General features: G+C 63.7%; 18 protein-coding genes. 6 read left to right on the top strand and 12 right to left on the bottom strand.

Annotated elements, in window-relative coordinates; genetic code table 11:
• Window positions 1–96: 96 nt before the first annotated feature.
• The 5 genes from IVA87_RS25435 to IVA87_RS25415 form a co-directional block, all read right to left on the bottom strand.
• Window positions 97–894 (bottom strand): hypothetical protein, encoded by a 798-nt coding sequence (locus tag IVA87_RS25435; RefSeq protein ID WP_247335621.1) that lies wholly within the window; start codon window positions 892–894, stop codon window positions 97–99.
• 167 nt (window positions 895–1,061) lie between these two features.
• Entirely contained in the window at window positions 1,062–1,571 is a 510-nt protein-coding gene (locus IVA87_RS25430) for an OsmC family protein (protein WP_247303698.1), read from the bottom strand.
• 54 nt (window positions 1,572–1,625) lie between these two features.
• Complete coding sequence (locus tag IVA87_RS25425; protein ID WP_247303700.1) at window positions 1,626–2,411, bottom strand: ABC transporter ATP-binding protein; 786 nt, start codon at window positions 2,409–2,411, stop codon at window positions 1,626–1,628.
• Between the two features lie 4 nt (window positions 2,412–2,415).
• On the bottom strand, window positions 2,416–3,261 hold the full coding sequence (locus IVA87_RS25420; protein ID WP_247303955.1) for an ABC transporter permease: 846 nt from the start codon (window positions 3,259–3,261) through the stop codon (window positions 2,416–2,418).
• 40 nt (window positions 3,262–3,301) lie between these two features.
• Window positions 3,302–4,273, bottom strand: coding sequence for an aliphatic sulfonate ABC transporter substrate-binding protein (locus IVA87_RS25415; RefSeq protein WP_247303702.1), 972 nt, complete (start codon window positions 4,271–4,273; stop codon window positions 3,302–3,304).
• 187 nt (window positions 4,274–4,460) lie between these two features.
• Between IVA87_RS25415 and IVA87_RS25410 the strand changes: the two genes are divergently transcribed.
• Complete coding sequence (locus IVA87_RS25410) at window positions 4,461–7,250, top strand: [protein-PII] uridylyltransferase (protein WP_247303704.1); 2,790 nt, start codon at window positions 4,461–4,463, stop codon at window positions 7,248–7,250.
• 47 nt (window positions 7,251–7,297) lie between these two features.
• Here the strand turns inward: IVA87_RS25410 and IVA87_RS25405 are convergent, their stop codons facing one another.
• Window positions 7,298–7,828 carry a methylated-DNA--[protein]-cysteine S-methyltransferase gene (locus IVA87_RS25405; protein ID WP_247303706.1) on the bottom strand — a complete coding sequence of 177 codons (531 nt, stop codon included), beginning with the start codon at window positions 7,826–7,828 and terminating at the stop codon, window positions 7,298–7,300.
• A 330-nt stretch (window positions 7,829–8,158) separates the two neighbouring features.
• On the opposite strand from IVA87_RS25405, the gene IVA87_RS25400 reads away from it, so the two are divergent.
• Window positions 8,159–9,385, top strand: coding sequence for an ABC transporter substrate-binding protein (locus IVA87_RS25400; RefSeq protein WP_247303708.1), 1,227 nt, complete (start codon window positions 8,159–8,161; stop codon window positions 9,383–9,385).
• A 116-nt stretch (window positions 9,386–9,501) separates the two neighbouring features.
• Here the strand turns inward: IVA87_RS25400 and IVA87_RS25395 are convergent, their stop codons facing one another.
• Entirely contained in the window at window positions 9,502–9,927 is a 426-nt protein-coding gene (locus IVA87_RS25395; RefSeq protein ID WP_247335618.1) for a DUF1330 domain-containing protein, read from the bottom strand.
• Between the two features lie 168 nt (window positions 9,928–10,095).
• Between IVA87_RS25395 and IVA87_RS25390 the strand changes: the two genes are divergently transcribed.
• Entirely contained in the window at window positions 10,096–12,306 is a 2,211-nt protein-coding gene (locus IVA87_RS25390; protein ID WP_247303710.1) for a penicillin-binding protein 1A, read from the top strand.
• A 276-nt stretch (window positions 12,307–12,582) separates the two neighbouring features.
• Here IVA87_RS25390 and IVA87_RS25385 read toward each other — a convergent pair whose 3' ends face one another.
• The 4 genes from IVA87_RS25385 to IVA87_RS25370 form a co-directional block, all read right to left on the bottom strand.
• Window positions 12,583–13,422 carry a SprT family zinc-dependent metalloprotease gene (locus IVA87_RS25385; RefSeq protein WP_247303711.1) on the bottom strand — a complete coding sequence of 280 codons (840 nt, stop codon included), beginning with the start codon at window positions 13,420–13,422 and terminating at the stop codon, window positions 12,583–12,585.
• 217 nt (window positions 13,423–13,639) lie between these two features.
• Entirely contained in the window at window positions 13,640–14,968 is a 1,329-nt protein-coding gene (gene phaZ, locus IVA87_RS25380; protein WP_247303712.1) for a polyhydroxyalkanoate depolymerase, read from the bottom strand.
• 122 nt (window positions 14,969–15,090) lie between these two features.
• Window positions 15,091–15,909, bottom strand: coding sequence for an ABC transporter permease (locus tag IVA87_RS25375; protein WP_247303713.1), 819 nt, complete (start codon window positions 15,907–15,909; stop codon window positions 15,091–15,093).
• A 187-nt stretch (window positions 15,910–16,096) separates the two neighbouring features.
• Window positions 16,097–16,903 carry an ABC transporter ATP-binding protein gene (locus IVA87_RS25370; RefSeq protein ID WP_247335614.1) on the bottom strand — a complete coding sequence of 269 codons (807 nt, stop codon included), beginning with the start codon at window positions 16,901–16,903 and terminating at the stop codon, window positions 16,097–16,099.
• 108 nt (window positions 16,904–17,011) lie between these two features.
• Here IVA87_RS25370 and IVA87_RS25365 point away from each other — a divergent pair, with 108 nt between their 5' ends.
• Complete coding sequence (locus IVA87_RS25365) at window positions 17,012–18,334, top strand: ActS/PrrB/RegB family redox-sensitive histidine kinase (RefSeq protein ID WP_247303715.1); 1,323 nt, start codon at window positions 17,012–17,014, stop codon at window positions 18,332–18,334.
• Window positions 18,335–18,437: 103 nt separating this feature from the next.
• The gene (locus IVA87_RS25360; RefSeq protein ID WP_164934823.1) at window positions 18,438–18,992 is read left to right on the top strand and encodes an ActR/PrrA/RegA family redox response regulator transcription factor; all 555 of its coding nucleotides are present in this window, start codon (window positions 18,438–18,440) and stop codon (window positions 18,990–18,992) included.
• Window positions 18,993–19,112: 120 nt separating this feature from the next.
• Here the strand turns inward: IVA87_RS25360 and IVA87_RS25355 are convergent, their stop codons facing one another.
• Window positions 19,113–19,604 (bottom strand): MmcB family DNA repair protein, encoded by a 492-nt coding sequence (locus tag IVA87_RS25355; RefSeq protein WP_247303716.1) that lies wholly within the window; start codon window positions 19,602–19,604, stop codon window positions 19,113–19,115.
• A gap of 287 nt (window positions 19,605–19,891) precedes the next feature.
• Between IVA87_RS25355 and IVA87_RS25350 the strand changes: the two genes are divergently transcribed.
• Window positions 19,892–21,592: an alpha-amylase family protein gene (locus tag IVA87_RS25350; RefSeq protein ID WP_247303717.1), complete on the top strand. Its 1,701-nt coding sequence runs from the start codon at window positions 19,892–19,894 to the stop codon at window positions 21,590–21,592.
• Window positions 21,593–21,778 lie beyond the last annotated feature (186 nt).

Raw genomic sequence — 21,778 nt, 5'->3', positions numbered from 1 at the left:
ACCGCAATCGTCATTGCGAGCGGAGCGAAGCAATCCATTCTCTCTCCCCGTGATCGTCTGGATGCTTCGTCGCCTCGCTCCTCGCAACGACGGAGGTTAGTGCGCCAGCCGCTTCCTTCGTCCATTCCACCACAGCGTCAGGTTCCACACGATGCAGGTGGCGAGCCCCATGCTGAGGCCGATCGCGGAGCCGAAGTTTGCGGCGCCGACATGCATCACCGCAATCGCCATACCGAACCCGAGCAAGCCCCAGGCAGAATTGGCAAGCACCGCGGCGGTCGGCGGGCCACCGATGCGCGGATGCAGGATCACCATCATGCTGGTGAAGACGATCGGGTAGAGCGCGATGACACCGGAGACCCGCGGGCCGACCCAGCCCGAGGTGGAAACCACGATGGCGACGAGCGTTGCCACCAAAGCGGCGCGGAACGGAATATCGTACCAGCGACGCGTCACCAACGGCATCTTCACATGGCGGTACTTAGCGAGCAGCGGAATGCAGATGCCGAAGGCAATCAGGTTCACGGCGAGTCCGGCCGTCAAGGTCCAGTCGAACAGGCGGATGATGGAGGCCAGCACGATCCACACGGCGATCGCGCTGCCGGCACTCACCAGCAGATTGTGCCGCTGCGCCAGCACGACATAACAGAGGCCAAGGACGATCGTCGCGGCGTTGACGGGAAGGCTCGACAGGGCGCCTTGCGCGATGAAGGCGGCGTTATGGTCGAGCGCGAGAAAGACATAGGAAGGGCCCGCTGAGATCGGTAGCGTCGCCACCAGCGCACCGATCACTGGGCCGGAACGTTCGGTGATGATCGACGCCGTCACGACGAACGCCGCCGCGATCGCCATGCGCAGGAGAAGGAAAAGGATGAGGTGGAGATCGGGGGACATCTAGCGCGGGATGATTTTCGTTGAGGCGAATTAGCCGCGGGTTCGTTCACCTCTCCCGGAGGGAGAGGTCGATTTGCACAGCACATCGGGTGAGGACTTCAGGTCCCCACGAGAGAACGCCCCTCACCCGCGCCGTCGGCGCAACCTCTCGCAATGGAAGTGGGCAGCTACATCCGCTGCATCGACACCGACACCTTCGGGCCGTTCTTGATGGTCTGATAGACCACGCAATAGCGCTCGGTGAGCTTCAGCAGCAGATCGAGCTTGTCCTGCGGCGCGTCGGTGTCGACCTCGAAGCGCAGCCGGATCTCGGCGAAGCCGACCGGGGTCTCCTTATCGACGCCGAGCGTGCCGCGGAAATCGAGATCACCCTCGGCATAGACGTTGCCGGTCTTCAAGGGCACCTCGATCGCGGTCGCAACCGATTTCAGCGTGACGCCGGCGCAGGCGACCAGCGCTTCCAGCAACATGTCGCCGGAGCACAGTTCGAGGCCGGAGCCGCCGGTGGCCGGATGCAGGCCGGCCATCGCAATGGCGCGTCCGGTCTCGACCTTGCAGGCGATGCCTTCGCTGTCTGTCGAACCCTTCGCCTTCAGCGTGATCAGCGCAGCCTTCGGATCAGTCTTGTAGCGCTCCTTGATCGGGGCCTGCATCTGGCGCAATTGGGCAGCGTCCATGTTCGTTCTCTCCCGGAAGATTGCCCCTCGATGTACCGGCTTGGAGACGAATTGTCACCACCACATGGCCTGACCGGGACCCTGGGTTGCGTCACGGTCAGGCACCCTGCGGTCGAGTGAGCGGTCGAGTGAGGTCAGCACACTTCTTTTGAAGTTCTCGAACAGCGGCGAATTGCGGTCGCGCGGCCGACCCAGATTGATCTCGATCTGATCGAACAATCGGCCGGGCCGCGGCCGCATCACCAGCACGCGATCGGCCAGCACGACGGCTTCGTCGACGTCATGTGTGACGAGCATCAAGGTCGGCCGCGTATCGGCCCAGAGGTCGAGCAGATGATCCTGAAGGTCGCGACGGGTGAAGGCGTCAAGCGCCGAGAACGGCTCATCGAGCAGCAGCACCTCCGGCTGCGGCACCAGTGCGCGTGCGATCGCGACGCGCTGCGCCTGCCCGCCGGAGAGCTCGCGCGGCCAGGCCTGCGCCTTCTCGGTGAGCCCGACGCGTTCGAGCGCGCGCGCCACCTTCTCGCGCCGCTCGGCTGCGGGCAGATCGGCAAGTCCGAAGCCGATATTGTCAGCGACGCTGAGCCAGGGCAAAAGCCGCGGCTCCTGGAAGATGATGCCGATCTTGGCGTGCGGCGCGGCGATCGCCTCATCGTCGAGCGTCACTGTGCCGGAGCTGGCGCGATCGAGGCCGGCGATGGCGCGCAGCAATGTTGATTTGCCGCAGCCGGAGCCGCCGATGATGGCGACGATCTCGCCTTGGCGGATCTCGGCGGAGAAGCGCGCCAGCGCCTCCACGCCGTTGGGATAGGTCTTGCTGACCCGGTGGAGCGCCAGCATCGCGTCACGCTCCCTTCGCGCGTCCGAAGGCATCCTGCCAGCGCAGGAAGGGCGCGGCCGCGACTTCGATCAGCCAGTCCGTGAGCTTGCCGAGGATGGCGAAGATCACGATGGCCGCGAGGATCTGTGCGGGCTTGCCGAGCTGCTGGCCGTCGAGCAGGAGATAGCCTAGGCCTTCGGAGGCGCCGATCAGCTCGGCCGCCACCACGAACATCCAGCCCAGACCGAGGCCGACGCGCAAGGACACGACATAGGCCGGCAGCACCGCGGGCAACAGGATGCGCCGGATCATGGCCGGCCCTGAGAGGCGGAAGGTGCGGCCGACCTCGACGATCTTGCGGTCGACCGCGAGGATCGCGCCCATCACGCCGAGATAGACCGGAAAGAACACGCCGACCGCGATCAGCGCGATCTTCGAGGTCTCAAAGATGCCGAGCCAGAGAATGAAAAGCGGCACCCAGGCCAGTGAAGGGATCGCGCGCAGCGCCTGCACGGTCGGATCGAGCAGCCGCCGCGCCAGCGACCAATAGCCGGAGATGGCGCCTAACAGCGTGCCCGCGACCACGCCGAAGGCGAAGCCGAGAGCGACCCGCCACAGCGTCGCTGTGATGTGGCGCACCAGCTCGCCGGAGCGGGCGAGCTCGGTGATGGTGGCAAACACGCGCGAGGGCGATGGCACCAGCCGCCCGTTGGACCAGCCGAGCCAGACCACGAGCTCCCAGCCAAGCGCGAGCATCAGCGGCAGCAGCACACCCAGCACCGGCCGCGCGTAGCGGGCGATGCGCGAAGGCGCAGCCGCGGTTTCGGCCGGCTCCGAGGATTGTTGCAGGACTGGCGCGTCGGAGATCATGGCCATAGCAAGCGCGTCTGGTCGGGGAATGCAAGGAGCCTCAATTCGTCGGCAGCGGAACCTGGTCGTCGATCAGGGCATCCAGCGTCGCCTTGACGTCGACCTTGGCGTCGACGACGCCTGCCTGCTGGAGCGCGAGACCCGCGGCGAGGATCGATTCGCGCTGGGGCGCGCCGATGCGGCTATGGGTGAGCTCGGTGCGCTCCCTGAGCTGCTTGTCGACGACCGCCTCGGGCAGTTTTGTGACCGCGATGAAAGTCTTCTTCAGCTCGTCGTAATTCGCCAGGGCGTATTTCCGCGCTTCCTCGTAAACCGCGAGGACGCGGCGAGCAGTGTCCGGATAATCCTTCAGGAACTGCTCGCGCACATTGAGGATGCCCCAGGTGTTGGCATCGGCCTTGCGGTAGAACAGCTTTGCGCCCTCTTCGACCTCGGCCTGCGCCATCATCGGATCGAGACCGGCCCAGGCATCGACGTCGCCGCGGACCAGCGCGGTCTTGCCGTCGGCGTGCTGGAGCAGCACCGGCGTGATGTCCTTTTCGGTGAGACCCGCGCCAAGCAGCGCGCGGACCAGGAAGATGTGCGGATCAGTGCCGCGCGTCACCGCAACGCGCTTGCCCTTGAGATCGGCAACGCCAGCGATCTTGGAATCCTTTGATGTCACCAGCGCCGTCCATTCCGGACGCGAATAGACATAGATTGACTTGATCGGATTGCCGTTGATACGGGCGACCAGCGCGGCCGAGCCCGCGGTCGAGCCGAAATCGATCGAGCCGGCGTTAAGGAATTCGAGCGCCTTGTTCGAGCCGGCGGACTGCACCCAGGTGATCGTGATGCCGTCCTTGGCGAACTCTTTCTCCAGCAGTCCCTTCTGCTTCAGGACCATCGACACCGGATTGTAGGTCGCCCAGTCGATGCGGATCTCCTTGAGCGGATCCGCCGCCCGTGCCGCAGGGGTCAATGCGAGCGCTACGGCTCCCGCCAACAGAATGCGTCGTGTAATCCTGGTCATGCCCAGCTCCTCCAAAATTTCATTGTTTTTCAAGGAGTTATTTCTAGAGGTCAACGAGAAAATCCGTCCCTTGCAAGCGCGCAGCCCGAGAACAGATTTGCCCAAAGCCGCAGCTTTCCAGCATGGAACGACTATTGCCAGAGAATCGCGGGTGACAGCGCCTGCCGCCTCTTATATCCGGTGAGGCATGGACAGCATCGCGACTGAGCAGAAGCCCGAAACGGATGACCGCTTCGACAGCGCGCGGATCACCGCCGCGGTCGATGCGCTCGCCGAAAAGCACGAGGGCCGCGAGGACGCGTTCCGCACCGCCATGGCGCAATTGCTCAAGGCCGAGTTGATCGCGGCGCGCGCCGCCGCACAGGCGATCCTGCTCAAGGACCGCCACGGAAGGCGCTGCGCCGAGCGACTGTGCCACGTCCAGGACGAGATCATCCGCATCCTGTATTCGGCCGCGACCCGGCATCTCTACCGCTCGCCAATCCCGAGCGGCGCCGAGCGCATGGCGGTGGTGGCGACCGGCGGCTATGGCCGCGGGCTGATGGCGCCGGAATCCGACATCGATCTGCTGTTCATCCTGCCCTACAAGCAGACCGCCTGGGGCGAGCAGGTCGCTGAAGCCATCCTCTACTGCCTCTGGGACATGGGGCTGAAGGTCGGCCACGCCACGCGCTCGGTCGACGAGTCGATCCGGCAGGCGCGCGGCGACATGACGATCCGCACCGCGATCCTGGAGACGCGCTTCCTGACCGGCGACAAGCCGCTCTATGACGAATTGGTCGAGCGCTTCGACAAGGACGTGGTGCAGGGCACCGCGTCCGAATTCGTCACCGCAAAACTCGCCGAGCGCGAGGAGCGGCATCGCCGCGGCGGCCAGTCGCGCTATCTTGTCGAACCGAATGTCAAGGACGGCAAGGGCGCCCTGCGCGACCTGCACACGCTGTTCTGGATCGCAAAGTACGTCTATCGCGTCCGCGATACCGACGAGCTGGTCGAGCGCGGCGTGTTCGACGCGCAGGAATATCGCAGCTTCCGCCGCTGCGCCGATTTCCTCTGGTCGGTACGCTGCAATCTGCATTTCTACTGCAATCGCGCCGAAGAGCGCCTCTCCTTCGACCTCCAGCGCGAGATCGCGGTCAGGCTCGGCTACACCTCGCATCCCGGCATGCAGGACGTCGAGCGCTTCATGAAACACTACTTCCTGGTCGCCAAGGAAGTCGGCAACCTCACCGCCATTCTCTGCGCCAAGCTCGAGGACCAGCAGGCCAAGCCCGCGCCGGTGCTGAGCCGGATGATGGCGCGGCTGCGGCCCAGCACCGTGAAGCGGCGCGTGCCTGACAGCGACGACTTCATCGTCGACAACAATCGCATCAACATCGCCGCGCCCGACGTCTTCAAGCACGATCCGGTCAATCTGATCCGCATTTTCCGCCTGGCGCAGAAGAACAACCTCGCCTTCCATCCGGATGCGATGCGCGGTGTGACGCGCTCGCTGGGCCTGATCAACGCCCAGCTGCGCGAGAATCCCGAGGCCAACCGGCTGTTCATGGAGATCCTCATCTCCGACAATGCCGAGATCGTGCTGCGGCGGATGAACGAGACCGGCGTGCTCGGCCACTTCATCCGCGCCTTCGGCAAGATCGTCTCGATGATGCAGTTCAACATGTATCATCACTACACGGTCGACGAGCACCTGATCCGCTGCATCGGCTTCCTTCAGGACATCGAGCGCGGCGGGATCGAGGAGTTCGCGCTGGCCAGCGACCTGTTCCGCAAGATCAGGCCCGAGCACCGGCCTGTCATCTACATCGCGACGCTGCTGCACGACGTCGCCAAGGGCCGCCTCGAGGATCACTCCATTGCCGGCGCCAAGGTGGCGCGGCGGCTGTGCCCCCGGCTCGGCTTCAGCCCGGCCGATACCGAGCTCGTGGCCTGGCTGATCGAGGAGCATCTGACGATGTCCACGGTCGCGCAGTCGCGCGACCTCTCGGACCGCAAGACGATCGAGAATTTCGCCGCGGTGGTGCAATCGGTCGAGCAGATGAAGCTGTTGACCATCCTGACAACCGCCGATATCCGCGGCGTCGGCCCGGGCGTGTGGAACGGCTGGAAGGCGCAGCTGCTGCGCTCGCTCTATTACGAGACCGAGCCGGTGCTCACCGGCGGCTTCTCGGAGGTCGACCGCGGAAAGCGCCTCGCCGTTGCGTACGCCGAATTCCGCATGGCCTTCGCCGAATGGCCGGCTGACGAGCTCGATGCCTATATCGGCCGGCACTATCCAGCCTATTGGCTCAAGGTCGAGCTGCCGCGAAAAATCCGCCATGCCCGCTTCGTCCGCTCCAGCGAGCAGGCCGGCCACAAGCTCGCGATCAATGTCGGCTTCGACGAGGTGCGTGGCGTCACCGAGCTCACGATTTTCGCCGCCGACCATCCCTGGCTGCTCTCGATCATCGCCGGAGCCTGCGCCTCGGCCGGCGCCAACATCGTCGACGCCCAGATCTACACCACCACCGACGGCCGTGCGCTCGACACGATCTCGATCTCGCGGGAGTATGACCGCGACGAGGACGAGGGACGGCGCGCCACCCGGATCGGCGAGATGATCGAGGACGTGCTGGAAGGCAAGCTGCGCCTGCCGGAAGTGGTGGCGCGGCGCACCGTGCGCAGCAAGGCGAAGCCGTTCGTGATCGAGCCGGAAGTGACCATCAACAACCAATGGTCCGACCGCTACACCGTGATCGAGGTCTCCGGCCTCGATCGCCCCGGCCTGCTCTACGAGCTGACCACCGCGATCTCCAAGCTCAACCTCAACATCGCCTCGGCGCATGTCGCGACCTTCGGCGAGCGCGCGCGCGACGTGTTCTACGTCACCGACCTCCTGGGCGCACAGATCAACGCGCCGACCCGCCAGGCCGCGATCAAGAGCGCGCTGACCCATGTGATGGCCGGCGACAAGGCGGTGCAGCCGGCGGCGTGATCTCGTCCGTTGTTCCGGGGTGCCGCGGAATGACGAAAAGGAGAGACCTAAAGCTCCACCCCCTCATGCCGCAGCAGCCAGCGCTTGCGCTCGAGCCCACCGCCGTATTTCACCAGCGAGCCATCGGCGCCGATCAGGCGATGACACGGCAGCACCACGCTGATCGGATTGGAGCCGTTGGCATGGCCGACGGCGCGAATGGCTTTGGGCATGCCGATCTTTGCCGCGAGTGCGCCGTAGCTCATCGTGGTGCCGGCGGGAATCCGCGCAAGTGCGGTCCAGACCTTCCGCTGGAACGACGTGCCGCCGATACGCCATGCGACGCCCGAGAGCTGGCCGAGATCGCCTTCAAAATAGCCCGACAGCGCAGCCCGCATCTGCGTCGGCGCAGGCTGATCGCTCAGATCCACCACCCCATAATGCAGGCGCAACAGCTCGCGCATGCGGTGCTCGTAATCCGCCCAGTCGAGCGCGCGCAAGGCACCATCGGCATCTGTGACGAGCAGGGCGATCCCGATCGGCGTCACCAGGCGATCGAGACCAAAGCGTTCAGGCGTTTTGGTTGGTCCAGCGGGCATTGCGGCACCATTGCATCGAAACACGCCGCCGGACTTGCCACGCCGGCCGTACTATCGTCCACCCGAAAGCTGACGCTTTGGGGGAGCCAACCTGATTTTGATCGCCAACCTTAGCGTTTCCGGACAAAGCTGTGCGTGACGTGGCCGGCGACGGTTTGCGCTGATGGCATTGTTCCTGGCCTAGTTTTTAGCCTGAGACGCTACGGCGCAGCGCCGTGATCCTTGCGCGGGGGCGAACGTTCCTCCACAATCTTTGGCAGCGATGGCGACCGTTGCAATCAACGGACAAAGACCATCGATCGATAATTCCGTCAGGAGGAACGAACTAACATGAACAATCGCAGAGCCTTCCTAGCTGCCACGGCGGCGCTCGCCTTCGCATTCTCCGCGAGCCAAGCCCTCGCCCAGAAGAAATACGACACCGGCGCGAGCGACACCGAGATCAAGATCGGCCAGACCGTTCCGTTCTCCGGTGCCTACTCGGTCTACGCCAATATCGGCAAGACCCAGGCCGCCTATTTCAAGATGATCAACGATCAGGGCGGCATCAACGGCCGCAAGATCAATCTGATCCAGTATGACGACGCCTATTCGCCGCCGAAGACGGTCGAGCAGGTCCGCAAGCTGGTCGAAGGCGACGAGGTGCTGTTCACCTTCCAGCTGATCGGCACCGCGGCCAATGCCGCCGTGCAAAAATATCTCAACGGCAAGAAGGTGCCGCAACTGCTGGCGTCCACCGGCGCCGCGCGTTTCAACGATCCGCAGAACTTTCCCTGGACCATTGCCTACAATCCGAACTACGTGTCCGAAGGACGGATCTACGCCAAGTACATTCTCGCCAATCACCCCAATGCCAAGATTGGCGTGCTCTACCAGAACGACGACATGGGCCGCGACTATCTCGCGGGCCTCAAGAGCGGCCTCGGTGACAAGGCCGCCAGCATGATCGTCGGCGAGGTCTCCTACGAGGTCACTGATCCGACCGTTGACTCCCAGGTGGTCAAGCTGAAGTCGATGGGCGTCGATCTGTTCTATGACGCTTCGACGCCAAAATTCGCGGCGCAGGCGATCAAGAAGCTCGCAGACCTCGGCTGGTCTCCGGTGCATATCCTCGACATCAATGCGAGCCCGGTGTCGGCGACGCTGAAGCCGGCCGGCCTCGATATTTCCAAGGGCATCATCTCGACCAATTACGGCAAGGACCCCGGCGATCCCCAGTGGAAGGACGATCCGGGTGTGAAGGCCTTCTTCGCTTTCATGGACAAGTATTTCCCGGAAGGCGACAAGCTCAACACCGTGAACACCTATGCCTATTCGGTGGCGGAGCTCCTGGTCCAGGTGCTGAAGCAATGCGGCGACGACCTGACGCGTGAGAACGTCATGAAGCAGGTCGCCAACATCAAGGGCTATACGCCGAGCCTGGCGCTGCCCGGCATCAAGATCACCACCGGTCCCAACGACTACCGCGTCAACAAGCAGATGCAGATGATGAAATTCAACGGCGAACGCTGGGAGCTGTTCGGGCCGGTCATCGAGGACACGGGGCCGTCGGGCTAGGCTAAACGGTCATTCCGGGATGGCGCGCAAGCGCCAGACCCGGAATGTCGAGATTCTCAGGTGCGCAAGTGCGCACCATCATTCGATGCATTCGCATCGCCCCGGAATGACGGGGCCTACTCCGGTATCTCCCCAAAATTCTTCCCCACCGGCAACACCGCGTGTCGGATCAGGCGCGAATCCTCCACCGCTGCCTGCCTATGCTTCACCGCCTCGCGATAGACGGGATCTCGGATCATCTCGACGAAGGCTGAGACGCTCGGATATTCGGCGATGAAGCAATGGTCCCAGCGCTCCTCCGGGGGACCGATCAGCATCAGCTCGAATTTGCCTTGCCAGACAATGCGGCCGCCGAGGCGTTCGAACACCGGGCCGCTCTCGCGGCCATAGGCCGCATAGGCTTCGGCGCCGCTCGCCTTGCGGCCGTCCGGATAGGCCGCCTCTTTGCGCAGCCGCACCAGATTGAGCATGTGGATCGGGCCCGGGCGGTCGTTCTCCCGGAATTGCGCGAAGATCTCCTTGGTCGGATCGATATGGCCCATGCGAGTTTCCTTTTTCTTGATGCGAGCGATCCTAGCTCTGGCGCTCCAGAAGCGGAACTGCGGCCGGCGAATGCCGCACCTCCTAATTGCGCGTTAAGCTCTGGTTAACCGGGCCTTAAACAGCAACCGCTAGCGTGCGGCGGGGCGGGCTGACCGGGCGTTTGGCGTATGGCGTGGGGAAAGAAGAAGGGTGGGCGGAAGGAGCCGCTATTCGGCTTGCCTGCGGCGCTCGCCGACCTGCGCCTGACCGCGGCGGACCGCATTCCCGGTGGCGACGACAAGCCCAAGAAATCAGCGAAATCATCCGCCAAGCGCAAGAGCGACGATGCCGGCGACGAGCCGCCGCGCGAACGCAAGGCATCGGCCGGCCGTAGCGGCGCCAAGCGGCGGCCAAAGTCGCGCGGAGGCTTCAGCCTCGGCCGTCTGGTCTATTGGAGCGCGGTGCTGAGCTTGTGGGGCGTGATCGCCGTGATCGGCGTCGTGATCTATGTCGGCGCCCATCTGCCGCCGATCCAGTCGCTGGAAATCCCTAAGCGCCCGCCGACGATCCAGATCGTCGGCATCGACGGCAGCATGCTGGCACAGCGCGGCGAGATGGCCGGCGCCAACGTCGCGCTGAAGGACCTGCCGCCCTATCTGCCCAAGGCGTTCATCGCCATCGAGGACCGCCGCTTCTATTCCCATTTCGGCATCGACCCGGTCGGCATCCTGCGCGCCCTCGTCACCAACGTGCTCCATCGCGGCGTCTCGCAGGGCGGCTCGACGCTGACACAGCAGCTCGCCAAAAACCTGTTCCTGACCCAGGAGCGAACCATGCAGCGCAAGCTGCAGGAGGCGGAGCTCGCGATCTGGCTGGAGCGCAAGCATTCCAAGAACGAGATTTTGGAGCTCTACCTCAACCGCGTCTATTTCGGCTCCGGCGCTTATGGGGTCGAGGCCGCGGCGCAGCGCTATTTCGGCAAGTCGGCCAAGAACGTGACGATCGCCGAAGCCGCGATGCTGGCGGGCCTCGTCAAATCGCCCTCGCGCCTTGCGCCGAACCGCAATCCCGAGGGCGCGGAAGCGCGCGCACAAATCGTGCTCGCGGCGATGGCGGATGCAAAATTCATCACCGACGCGCAAGCCAAGGCCTCGATCGGCCACCCCTCCTATAACGTGAAGCCGGTCGGCGCCGGAACGGTCAATTACGTTGCCGACTGGATCGGCGAGGTGCTGGACGATCTCGTCGGCCAGATCGACGAGAGCATCAAGGTCGAGACCACGATCGATCCGAAGCTGCAGAGCGTGGCGGAAGCCGCCATCATCGACGAGCTCGCGGCCAAGAGCGTGAAGTTCAACGTCAGCCAGGGTGCGCTGGTGGCGATGACGCCTGACGGCGCGGTGCGCGCCATGGTCGGCGGGCGGAACTATTCCGACAGCCAATACAATCGCGCGGTCACCGCAAAACGCCAGCCGGGCTCCTCGTTCAAGCCGTTCGTGTACCTGACGGCGCTCGAGCAGGGGCTGACGCCGGATACCGTGCGCCAGGACGCCCCGATCGAGGTCAAGGGCTGGAGGCCTGAGAACTACACCCACGAATATTTCGGCGCGGTGACGCTGACGCAGGCGCTGGCGATGTCGCTCAACACGGTCGCGATCCGCCTTGGCCTCGAGGTCGGACCGAAGAACGTGGTGCGCACGGCGCACCGGCTCGGCATCTCCTCGAAGCTCGAGCCGAACGCCTCGATCGCGCTCGGAACATCGGAAGTCTCTGTCGTCGAGTTGGTCGGCGCCTATGCGCCGTTCGCCAATGGCGGCCTCGCGGTGGCGCCGCATGTCGTGACGCGGATCAAGACGCTCGGCGGCAAGCTGCTCTACATGCGCCAGCCGGACGAGCGCAACCAGGTGATCGACCCGCGCTATGTCGGCATGATGAACACGATGATGCGGGAGACCTTGATCAACGGCACCGCCAAGAAGGCCGAGATCCCGGGCTGGCCGGCGGCCGGCAAGACCGGCACCAGCCAGGATTACCGCGACGCCTGGTTCATCGGCTACACCGCCAACCTCGTCACCGGCGTCTGGCTCGGCAATGACGACAACTCGCCGACCAAGAAGGCGACCGGCGGCGGGCTGCCGGTGGAAGTGTGGACGCGCTTCATGCGCACGGCACATGAGGGTGTGCCGGTGGCCGCCTTGCCGAGCTCACCAGGCGGCTGGGGCCTTTCGAACCTTGCGCAGGCCGCCTCGCAGGTCTCCGCGCCGACCTCGGCCGGACCGGCCCCGACGAACAATGGCGGCTATCGGCCGCCGCCTCCGACGCGCGCCAACGTACGCCCCGAGGCGGCGGCAGGGCTCGACGGCTGGTTGATGGACCGGCTGTTCGGCGGAAATCGATAGGTTCGGGTTGAGGTCCTGAGCGCATCAAAACAAAACTGCGAAAACAACCCCATGCACAGTAGCCGGTGATAGAGGAATCAACGGCTTACGCGGATCGCAGAACAGCCGACGCTGGCGGCAAGACCATTTGACACGTCGGCTCAAAACAGCAGCGTTCGGCGAGGCCGATGCTGGCTGGGCTTTGATCCAGCGCAGCAGCTTCTCGACCAAACAATCACTGCCTCTCGAATACCGGATCGCCCGCTCCAGTGCGCGAGCGCCCGACAAAAGCAGGGCCTAATCCTCGACCCCATACCGGTGCAGATCATTCCCGTACGTGTCGAGCCACTTCTTGGCGCGTTCCATTGACGGGCAGATCTTACCGCAGACGCGCCAGAACCGCGCCGAGTGGTTCATCTCGACGAGATGGGCAACCTCGTGGGCAGCGAGGTAGTCGAGCACGAAGGGCGGTGCGAGGATCAGCCGCCAGGAGAACGACAGCGAGCCCGCCGAGGTGCAGGAGCCCCAGCGGCTGGACTGGTCGCGGATCGAGAGCCGCTTGACCCTGACGCCAAGCTCGGCCGCGTAGGCCTCGGCTGAGCGCTGGAGATCGCGGCGCGCCTCACGCTTGAGGAAGTCGCTGACGCGGCGGTCGACATGCTCGAGACCACCGGCGACGCAGAGAATGCGTTCGCCGGACTCGCGCATCTCGGTCCACACCGTGCCGCGCTGTCCGGCGCGATGAACGATGCGATGGGGCGTGCCGCGCAACGGTATCACCGTGCCTGGCTGGAACGGCGCCGCCTTCGGCAACCGGCCGAGGCGTGCGGCGATCCATGCGCCGTGACGCTGCGCGAAGTCCTTTGCTTCGGCGAGCGTGCCGCGCGGCGGCATGGTGAGGATGGCTTCGCGGTCGCTCGGATGGATTCTGAGCGTATAGCGTCGCGCGCGTCTGTGGCGGCGCAGCCGGATCGCAAAAAATTGCGAGCCGTGGGTGATGACGAGGGTCTTTGGTTCGTGGGGCCGCCGATAAAGGAGCGCGCGAGTGGCCATGTCTGTCAGTCCGGGGGGCAGGAGGGCGCCCGGATTCTGCCATAACCGCCGCCATGGGAAGCGCTCGGCGCAAAAACAAATCATTTGCCCAATATACAGCGGTCAGGCGTCCGGGAGACCCTACAGACTGGGGTTGGAACCATCAATTTTCGCCCCCGCTGGACGCATGAGGCGCCCCCAAGGGGTGAGTGGCGACTCACTCCTATGAGGCTACCTCAATACCGCGAATCTGGACGGAACCGTGCTCTCCAGGAGGCTCCGACAGGGCCTGAATTTTCGACGGGAAAGCCGAAATACGCGACTATTCGGCCGCGAGCGCCTGCAGCGAGGTCGGATTCGCCGCCGAGACCATGAAATCATGGATCCGCGGCACGATTTCCGACTTGAAACGCGAGCCGTTGAACACGCCGTAATGTCCGACGCCCTTCTGGACGTAATGAACGCGGCGATGATCGGGAATCGCGCTGCACAAAGTGTGCGTTGCTTCGGTCTGACCGAGACCGGAGATATCATCCTTCTCGCCTTCGACCGTCATCAAGGCCACGCGCGTGATCTTCGAAGGATCGACGCGTGTTCCGCGATGGGTCATCTCGCCCTTCGGCAGTGCGTGCTTCACGAACACCGTGTCGACGGTTTGCAGATAATACTCCGCGGAGAGATCCATGACTGCGAGATATTCGTCGTAGAATTCGCGATGCTTGTCGACGAGATCGCCGTCGCCCTTCACCAGATTGGCGAAGAGCTGCTTGTGGGCATCCATATGCCGGTCGAGATTCATGCTGATGAAGCCGTTGAGCTGCAAGAATCCCGGATAGACGTCGCGCATCATGCCCGGATGCGGGAACGGCACCTTGGTGATGACGTGGTTGCGGAACCAGTCGATGCCGCGCTCCTGGGCGAGGTTGTTCACCGCGGTCGGATTGCGGCGGGTATCGATCGGCCCGCCCATCAGCGTCATCGAGGTCGGCACAAAGGGATCACGCCGTGCTTCCATGATCGAGACGGCGGCGACGACGGGGACGGAGGGCTGGCACACCGCCATGACGTGAGTGTTGCCGCCGAGAACGTGCAGCATCTCGATGACATAGTCGATGTAGTCGTCGAGATCGAAGCGGCCCTCGCTGAGCGGCACCATGCGGGCATCGGCCCAATCGGTGATGTAGACCTCATGCGCGGGCAGAAAGGCCTCGACCGTGCCGCGCAGCAGCGTCGCATAATGGCCGGACATCGGTGCCACGATCAGCACGCGCGGCTGCGGACTGCGCAAGGGGCGAGCGAACTTGCGATCGAAGTAGAGCAGCTTGCAGAACGGCTTTTCCCAGACCGAGCGGATCTCGACGGGGACGCGGATGCCATTGACCTCGGTGTCGTTGAGGCCCCATTCCGGCTTGCCGTAGCGGCGCGTGGTGCGCTCGAACAATTCGCAGGCCGCGGCGACCGACTTGCCGACCTCGGTCCGCGCCCAGGGATTGAGAGGATTCTGAAACAGGAGCTTGGTCGCATCGGTGACCGCGCGCGCCGGATTGAGAGAGGCTTGCGCCATCTCGTACATCCAGTACATCGGCGTCGTCAGGACCGGACTGCCTTCAGCCGCCAGGGGCGGCGCGCCGCCAAACTCACCAATAGGCATCGCTTATATTCCTCTTCGCATCGCAGCATACTGCCGAATGCGCAATATTGCGTCAATGCATGGTTCCGTACATCTACGTAGCGGAAACGCCAAAACCAGCATGAATCCACGGGAAAGTGACGTTATTCGCCAGCCGAGAGCAGCGAACCGTGCTTCCTGGCGCTTCGCAATAGGGCAAGGAATGCCCCAAAAGATGCGACCAGCAGCACTGCGTTGATGGCCAACGCCTCCAGCATCAGATCGGTCCTAAAGGTTTGCTCGATCAGGAGCGCGCGCATTCCCTCGAAGGCGTAGGTCGGGGGCAACGCCCAGGCGACGTATTGCAGCCAGGCAGGCAGCACACTGACGGGATAGTAGACGCAGGCGAGCGGCAGGATTGCGAACATCAAGGTCCAGACGATGCTCTCGGCGCCGAGGCCGTTTCGCAGCACCAGGCCCGAGACGAAGATGCCGACCGACCAGCTCGTGAAGATCAGATTGCAGAAGAAGGCGATCAGCGGCAGGCCGAGGGCATAGACATTGAAGTGAAACAGGAACAGCGCGAGCAGCGTCATCGGAATGATCCCGATCGCAAGCCGGATCAGGCTCATCACCATCAGCGACAGCAGAAATTCGATCGGCCTCAAAGGGCTCATCATGAGGTTGCCGATGTTGCGCGCCCACATCTCCTCGAGGAACGAGATGGAGAAGCCGAGTTGCCCACGGAACAGGATGTCCCAGAGGATAACGGCGCCGATCAGCGTGCCGCCGGCGCGCGCGAAGAAATTGGCATTCTCGGCGATATAGAGCTGGAGGAAGCCCCAGGTGATGACTTGCAGCGCCGGCCAATACAACAGCTCGAGCAGCCGCGGCCAGGACGACATCAACAGATACCAATAGCGCAGGACCATCGCGCCGATGCGATGTGCGGAGATGCCGCGGTGGAGGGAGAGCTCGCTCATGGCACCCTCCCGCATAGCGATGGAAATGCCGCGCACGATCTATCCAAGACGTCATTGCGAGGAGCTCGCGACAAAATTGTGCAGCAATTTTGCGCTGATGCGACGAAGCAATCCAGAGTCCTTGCGCAGAAAGATTCTGGATTGCTTCGCTTCGCTTGCAATGACGAAAGGAGCACCCGCTGCCGTCTCACTTCGCCGCCTCCTCTCGCGCACCGTTCACCCGCCCGCGTGCGACGTCCAAAAACACCTCCTCCAGCGTGGTGCGGTTGTAGCGGGCCATGATCGCCTCGGGCGTGTCGTCGTCCTCGATGCGGCCGCGCTTCATGATGATGACGCGGTCGCATAGCCGCTCGACCTCGAGCATGTTGTGCGAGGCCAACAGGATGGTGGCGTGGTGGTGCCGGCGATAGCGCTCCAGATGCGCCCGCACCCAATCGGCGGTGTCAGGATCGAGCGAGGCGGTCGGCTCGTCCAGCAAGAGCAGCTCGGGTTGGTTGATCAGCGCTTTCGCCAGCGCGACGCGGGTCTTCTGCCCGGCGGAGAGCTTGCCGTTGGCACGGTCGATGAAATCGCCGAGGTCGAGATCATCGGCAAGCTCGGCGATGCGCTCGGACAGGTTCTTCACCGCGTAGAGCTTGCCGAACACGGTGAGGTTCTGTCGCACCGTGAGCCGCATCGGCATGTCGACATAGGGGCTCTCGAAATTCATCCGCCCCAGCACGGACGCGCTCTCCTCAGGCATCCTTCGCCCGAGCACCTGCACACGGCCGGAGGTCGGCAGCACCAGGCCCATGATCATCGCAATGGTCGTGGTCTTGCCGGCGCCGTTGCCGCCGAGCAGCCCGGTGATGCTGCCGCGCGGCAGCGAAAAGGACATATCATCGACGGCGCGGGTCTGCTTGTAGACCTTGACGAGATGATCGACCGCAATCGCCGCAGGTGCGCTGCGATCCGCGACAGTCGGCCGACTTGAAGCCTTGTCAATCTCAGTCATGCTGGCCGTTCTTCTGCTATTGCAGCCGATAGCGCAAGGCTTGTAATTCCTGGGTGGTTCCGTGAGCCCAGCGTTTGTGATCGAGAAGGCACCTGCACATTGGCCGACATGACCGAAATTGCCGATTCCGGCTTTCGCCACGCGCAGCGGCATATCCGCCTGGACACGATCCTGCGGCTGCGCTGGCTCGCGGTGCTGGGGCAGCTCGCCGCGATCTTCATCGTGGCGCAGGGGCTGGAATTCGACGTCGAGATCGTCCCCTGCGTCAGCATCATCTTCCTGTCGGCAGCACTCAACCTGGCGCTCCAGACGGTGGCCAATCCGATGCAGCGGTTGGAGCCGATGCAGGCGGCCGGACTGCTGGCGCTCAACATCGTGGAATTGGCTGGACTTTTGTTCTTCACCGGCGGCCTCCAGAACCCGTTCTCGTTCCTGTTCCTCGCACCCGTGCTGATCTCGGCCACGGCGCTCCCCGCCCGCTTCACCTTTGGCCTCGGCCTGCTCGCCGTTGCCTGCGCCTCGATCCTGTTCTTCTTTCATCTGCCGCTGCCCTGGGATTCCGATGATCCCCTGGTGCTGCCGCCGATCTATCTGATCGGCGTCTGGCTCTCGATCGCGCTCGCGATCGGCGTCACCAGCCTCTACTCCTTCCAGGTGACCGAGGAGGCGCGCAAGCTTGCGGACGCACTGGCTGCAACCGAGCTCGTGCTGACGCGCGAGCAGCATCTGACCCAGCTCGACGGATTAGCTGCCGCAGCCGCGCATGAGCTCGGCACGCCGCTTGCGACCATCTTCCTGATCTCGCGCGAATTGGAAAAGACGGTGAACGATCCGGCCATCGCCGCCGACCTGAAAACCCTGCGCGAGCAGACCCAGCGCTGCCGCGACATCTTGAGCAAGATCACGCAGCTGTCCTCCACCGGCGCGCCGTTCGACCGCATGAAGCTGTCGGAGCTGATCGAGGAGGTGGTTGCGCCACATCGCGACTTCGGTGTCGAGATCAAGGTGCGGATCGCGGTGGCCGTCGCGGCCGAGCCGGTCGGCTCACGCAACCCCGCGATCCTCTACGGCATCGGCAACATCGTCGAGAACGCAGTCGATTTCGCTCGCACCACCGTTGAGGTGAACGCCTGGTGGAACAAGGACCATATCGAACTCGTGATCTCCGACGACGGCCCCGGCATCCCGCCCGACATCCTCAACCGGATCGGCGAGCCCTATCTGTCGCGGCGGCGCACCCAGGATGAAGGCGGCGGCGACCGGCGCGGCCTCGGTCTCGGCGTGTTCATCGCGCGCACGCTGCTCGAACGCACCGGCGCCAAGGTCTCGTTTACCAACCGGACCTTTCCGGATCACGGCGCGGTGGTCCAGATCAATTGGCCGCGAGAGCGTTTTGAGGCTATCGAGACGCTTGAAGAAACAATAGGATAGGCCGCGACCTTGCGTCGCACAACGGGGCCGATCGACTATTTGCCGCCTTGGCACCGAACGATTGCGACGCCATATGTCAATGCGCTGGAGAGAGGACAACACCTTGAACGCCATCGCCGAACTGAACGAACAGACCGACCGCTCGCTTCTCATCGTGGAGGACGACAAGCCGTTTCTGGAGCGGCTATCGCGCGCGATGGAGACGCGGGGCTTTGCCGTGACATCCTGCGACACCGTCTCGGACGGTCTTGCGCAGATCGGCAAATCGGCACCGGCCTTCGCCGTGGTGGATTTGCGGCTCGGCGACGGCAACGGCCTTGACGTGGTCTCGGCGCTGAAGAAGAAGCGCCCGGACGCGCGCGCGATCGTGCTGACCGGCTATGGCAACATCGCCACCGCCGTGACCGCGGTAAAGATGGGCGCGATCGATTATCTCTCCAAGCCCGCGGACGCCGACGACGTCGTCGCGGCGCTGCTCTCGACCAGCGCGGAGAAATCCGAACTGCCGACCAATCCGATGTCGGCCGATCGCGTGCGCTGGGAACACATCCAGCGCATCTACGAAATGTGCAACCGCAACGTCTCGGAGACGGCGCGCCGGCTGAACATGCACCGCCGCACGTTGCAGCGGATTTTGGCCAAGCGCGCGCCGAGGTAATGGTCTCCTAGGGTGGGCAAAGGCGCGTAGCGTCGTGCCGACTGCTTCTGCCTCAATTCTGATGTTGAATGGTGGGCACGCTACGCTTTGCCCACCCTACGGCGCCTGCTCGTAGCGCCGCTACTCCCAGAAATCCGCGTGTCCCTGCGGATCGACCAGGCGGTTGATCCGCAGCGCTGCCGCCATCGCGAAGCGCACCGTCATCTGCTTGCGCGTGGCGGCAGCAAGCTTGTGCTCGGGCGCCTCGCAATGCATGTGCGCGCCGTAGGCGTCGGCAATGATGAGGCCGGTACCTTCAGGAAAAATCTCGCACGGCAGATCCTGCGTGAAGGCGAAGAACAGCCGGTCGCAATGGGCGCGGTATTCGTGCCATTTCTGATCGGCGCGCAGATCCTCCACCGACGACTTGATCTCGACGATCCAGATCTCGCCGCGTTCGTTCAACGCTACGAGATCGGCGCGGCGGCCCGACGGCAGCGGCAATTCGCTGATGCATGAGAAGCCGAGCGATCGCAACAGCCGCGCCGTCCCGCGCGCGATCGCAAGCGCCGTCTCCGACTGGCGACGGTCCGGCGGCGGTACGAAGGCGATGTTGCGGGCGGTGTTGTCCATGGGAGGAGGATAGCCGATTCCATGAGGGACGGACACTGTCTCCCCACCCGTCATTCCGGGGCGCGCCCGCTTGGTGCGAGCCCGGAATCCATAACCACAGGGAGTGGTTGCTTAGCCAAAACGGTCACTCCGAATCTTCGTCAGGCTTCTTCCTGGGGTTAAGGGTCCCAGGCTCGCTACGCGCCCCGGACGACAGCGAGTGTGAGGCGAGAAGGCGGAACCTCCCTTCTCCTTCACACTTATCACGCAGCCGCCGCGCCCGGGCGGATCCATCGAGGCTGCGGCGCATGATCGACGATCTCTGGTACAAGAACGGCATAATCTATTGCCTGTCCGTCGGCTCCTACATGGACGCCAACGGCGACGGCATCGGCGACTTCAAGGGCTTGCTCCGCCGGCTCGACTATCTGCACGGGCTTGGCATCACCACGATCTGGCTGATGCCGTTCCAGACCTCACCGGGCCGCGACGACGGCTATGACATCGCCGACTATTACAGCGTCGATTCCCGCTACGGCACGCTCGGCGATTTCGTCGAGTTCGCCCATGGCTGCAAGCAGCGCGGCATCCGAATCATCATCGATCTCGTGGTCAACCACACCTCGGATCAGCATCCCTGGTTCAAGGAAGCGCGGCGCGACAAGAACTCGCCCTATCGCGACTGGTATGTCTGGTCCGACAAGAAGCCGGCCAACGCCAACGAGGGCATGGTGTTTCCAGGCGTGCAGAAATCGACATGGACGCGCGACAAGGAAGCCGGTGCCTGGTACTTTCATCGCTTCTACGATTTCCAGCCCGATCTCAACACCTCAAACCCGCGCGTGCAGGCCGAGATCCTCAAGATCATGGGGTTCTGGATCCAGCTCGGCGTCTCCGGCTTCCGCATGGATGCCGTGCCCTTCGTGATCGCGACCAAGGGCGCGAAGGTGAGGAAGCCGGTCGAGCAGTACGACATGCTGCGCGCCTTCCGCGAATTTCTGCAATGGCGCCAGGGCGACGCCATCATTCTTGCCGAAGCCAACGTGCTGCCGAAGACGGACATGGAATATTTCGGGCGCGACGGCGATCGCATGCACATGATGTTCAACTTCCACGTCAACCAGAACCTGTTCTACGCGCTGGCCTCGGCCGACTCGCGGCCGTTGGCGAAGGCGCTCAAGGCGACCAAGCCGCGGCCTGCCACCGCGCAATGGGGGCTGTTCCTGCGCAATCACGACGAGCTCGATCTCGGCCGCCTGACCAAGGCACAGCGCGAGGTCGTGTTCAAATGCTTCGGTCCCGACAAGGACATGCAGCTTTACGACCGCGGCATCAGGCGACGCCTCGCACCGATGCTGGGCGGCGACCGCCGGCGGCTCGAGCTCGCCTACAGCCTGATGTGCACGTTGCCGGGGACGCCCGTCATCCGTTATGGCGACGAGATCGCGATGGGCGACGATCTCTCGCTGCCCGAACGCAACTGCGCGCGCACGCCGATGCAATGGTCGACCGAGCCGCATGGCGGCTTCACCAAGAGCAACAAGCCGGCATGCCCCGTCATCGACAAGGGCCCTTACGGCTACGACCACGTCAACGTTGCCAAGCAGCGGCGCGATCCCAACTCGATGCTGAACTGGACCGAACGCATCGTGCGCATGCGCAAGGAGGTGCCGGAAGTCGGCTGGGGCGATTTCGCGATCATTCCTGTGCGCGATCCCGCCGTGTTCATCATGCGCTATGACTGGCGCAACAATTCGGTGCTGTTCGTGCACAATCTCGACGAGAAGCCGCGCGAGATCGCGTTCTCGGCCGGATTGCCTGATGGGGCCGGCGCGCACCTCATCAATCTGCTCGCGGAAGACCACAGCCACGCCGACAAGCGCGGCCAGCATCGCGTCGTGCTGGAGCCCTACGGCTATCGCTGGTATCGCGTCGGCGGGCTGGATTATCTGTTGAAGCGGAGCGACATCGACGGGAGTACGGTGCGGGCGAAGAAGCATCCGGGGTAAGCGGGGATGCCTTAGTTTGCTCCGCCGTTTCAACGATCGTCATTGCGAGCGCAGCGAAGCAAATCCAGACTGCCTCCGCGGAAAGATTCTGGATTGCTCACATGGGGGTTTGGTGTGTCAAGATTTATGATCAGCTCTTTGTTCGATTGCAGGCCAGCTCTTCGTCCCGACCGTGGGATCTTTCGG

This window comes from Bradyrhizobium sp. 147 (assembly GCF_023073935.1).
Taxonomy (GTDB): domain Bacteria; phylum Pseudomonadota; class Alphaproteobacteria; order Rhizobiales; family Xanthobacteraceae; genus Bradyrhizobium.
Note: the sequence above shows the minus strand (reverse complement) of the source record. Positions and strands in the feature narration are given on the sequence as shown.

Bases quoted from the DNA above. Each gene is read 5' to 3' on its own strand.
- IVA87_RS25435 (WP_247335621.1), bottom strand. From the start codon at position 894: ATGTCCCCCGATCTCCACCTCATCCTTTTCCTTCTCCTGCGCATGGCG.
- IVA87_RS25430 (WP_247303698.1), bottom strand. From the start codon at position 1,571: ATGGACGCTGCCCAATTGCGCCAGATGCAGGCCCCGATCAAGGAGCGC.
- IVA87_RS25425 (WP_247303700.1), bottom strand. From the start codon at position 2,411: ATGCTGGCGCTCCACCGGGTCAGCAAGACCTATCCCAACGGCGTGGAG.
- IVA87_RS25420 (WP_247303955.1), bottom strand. From the start codon at position 3,261: ATGATCTCCGACGCGCCAGTCCTGCAACAATCCTCGGAGCCGGCCGAA.
- IVA87_RS25415 (WP_247303702.1), bottom strand. From the start codon at position 4,273: ATGACCAGGATTACACGACGCATTCTGTTGGCGGGAGCCGTAGCGCTC.
- IVA87_RS25410 (WP_247303704.1), top strand. From the start codon at position 4,461: ATGGACAGCATCGCGACTGAGCAGAAGCCCGAAACGGATGACCGCTTC.
- IVA87_RS25405 (WP_247303706.1), bottom strand. From the start codon at position 7,828: ATGCCCGCTGGACCAACCAAAACGCCTGAACGCTTTGGTCTCGATCGC.
- IVA87_RS25400 (WP_247303708.1), top strand. From the start codon at position 8,159: ATGAACAATCGCAGAGCCTTCCTAGCTGCCACGGCGGCGCTCGCCTTC.
- IVA87_RS25395 (WP_247335618.1), bottom strand. From the start codon at position 9,927: ATGGGCCATATCGATCCGACCAAGGAGATCTTCGCGCAATTCCGGGAG.
- IVA87_RS25390 (WP_247303710.1), top strand. From the start codon at position 10,096: ATGGCGTGGGGAAAGAAGAAGGGTGGGCGGAAGGAGCCGCTATTCGGC.
- IVA87_RS25385 (WP_247303711.1), bottom strand. From the start codon at position 13,422: ATGATTTGTTTTTGCGCCGAGCGCTTCCCATGGCGGCGGTTATGGCAG.
- phaZ (WP_247303712.1), bottom strand. From the start codon at position 14,968: ATGCCTATTGGTGAGTTTGGCGGCGCGCCGCCCCTGGCGGCTGAAGGC.
- IVA87_RS25375 (WP_247303713.1), bottom strand. From the start codon at position 15,909: ATGAGCGAGCTCTCCCTCCACCGCGGCATCTCCGCACATCGCATCGGC.
- IVA87_RS25370 (WP_247335614.1), bottom strand. From the start codon at position 16,903: ATGACTGAGATTGACAAGGCTTCAAGTCGGCCGACTGTCGCGGATCGC.
- IVA87_RS25365 (WP_247303715.1), top strand. From the start codon at position 17,012: ATGACCGAAATTGCCGATTCCGGCTTTCGCCACGCGCAGCGGCATATC.
- IVA87_RS25355 (WP_247303716.1), bottom strand. From the start codon at position 19,604: ATGGACAACACCGCCCGCAACATCGCCTTCGTACCGCCGCCGGACCGT.
- IVA87_RS25350 (WP_247303717.1), top strand. From the start codon at position 19,892: ATGATCGACGATCTCTGGTACAAGAACGGCATAATCTATTGCCTGTCC.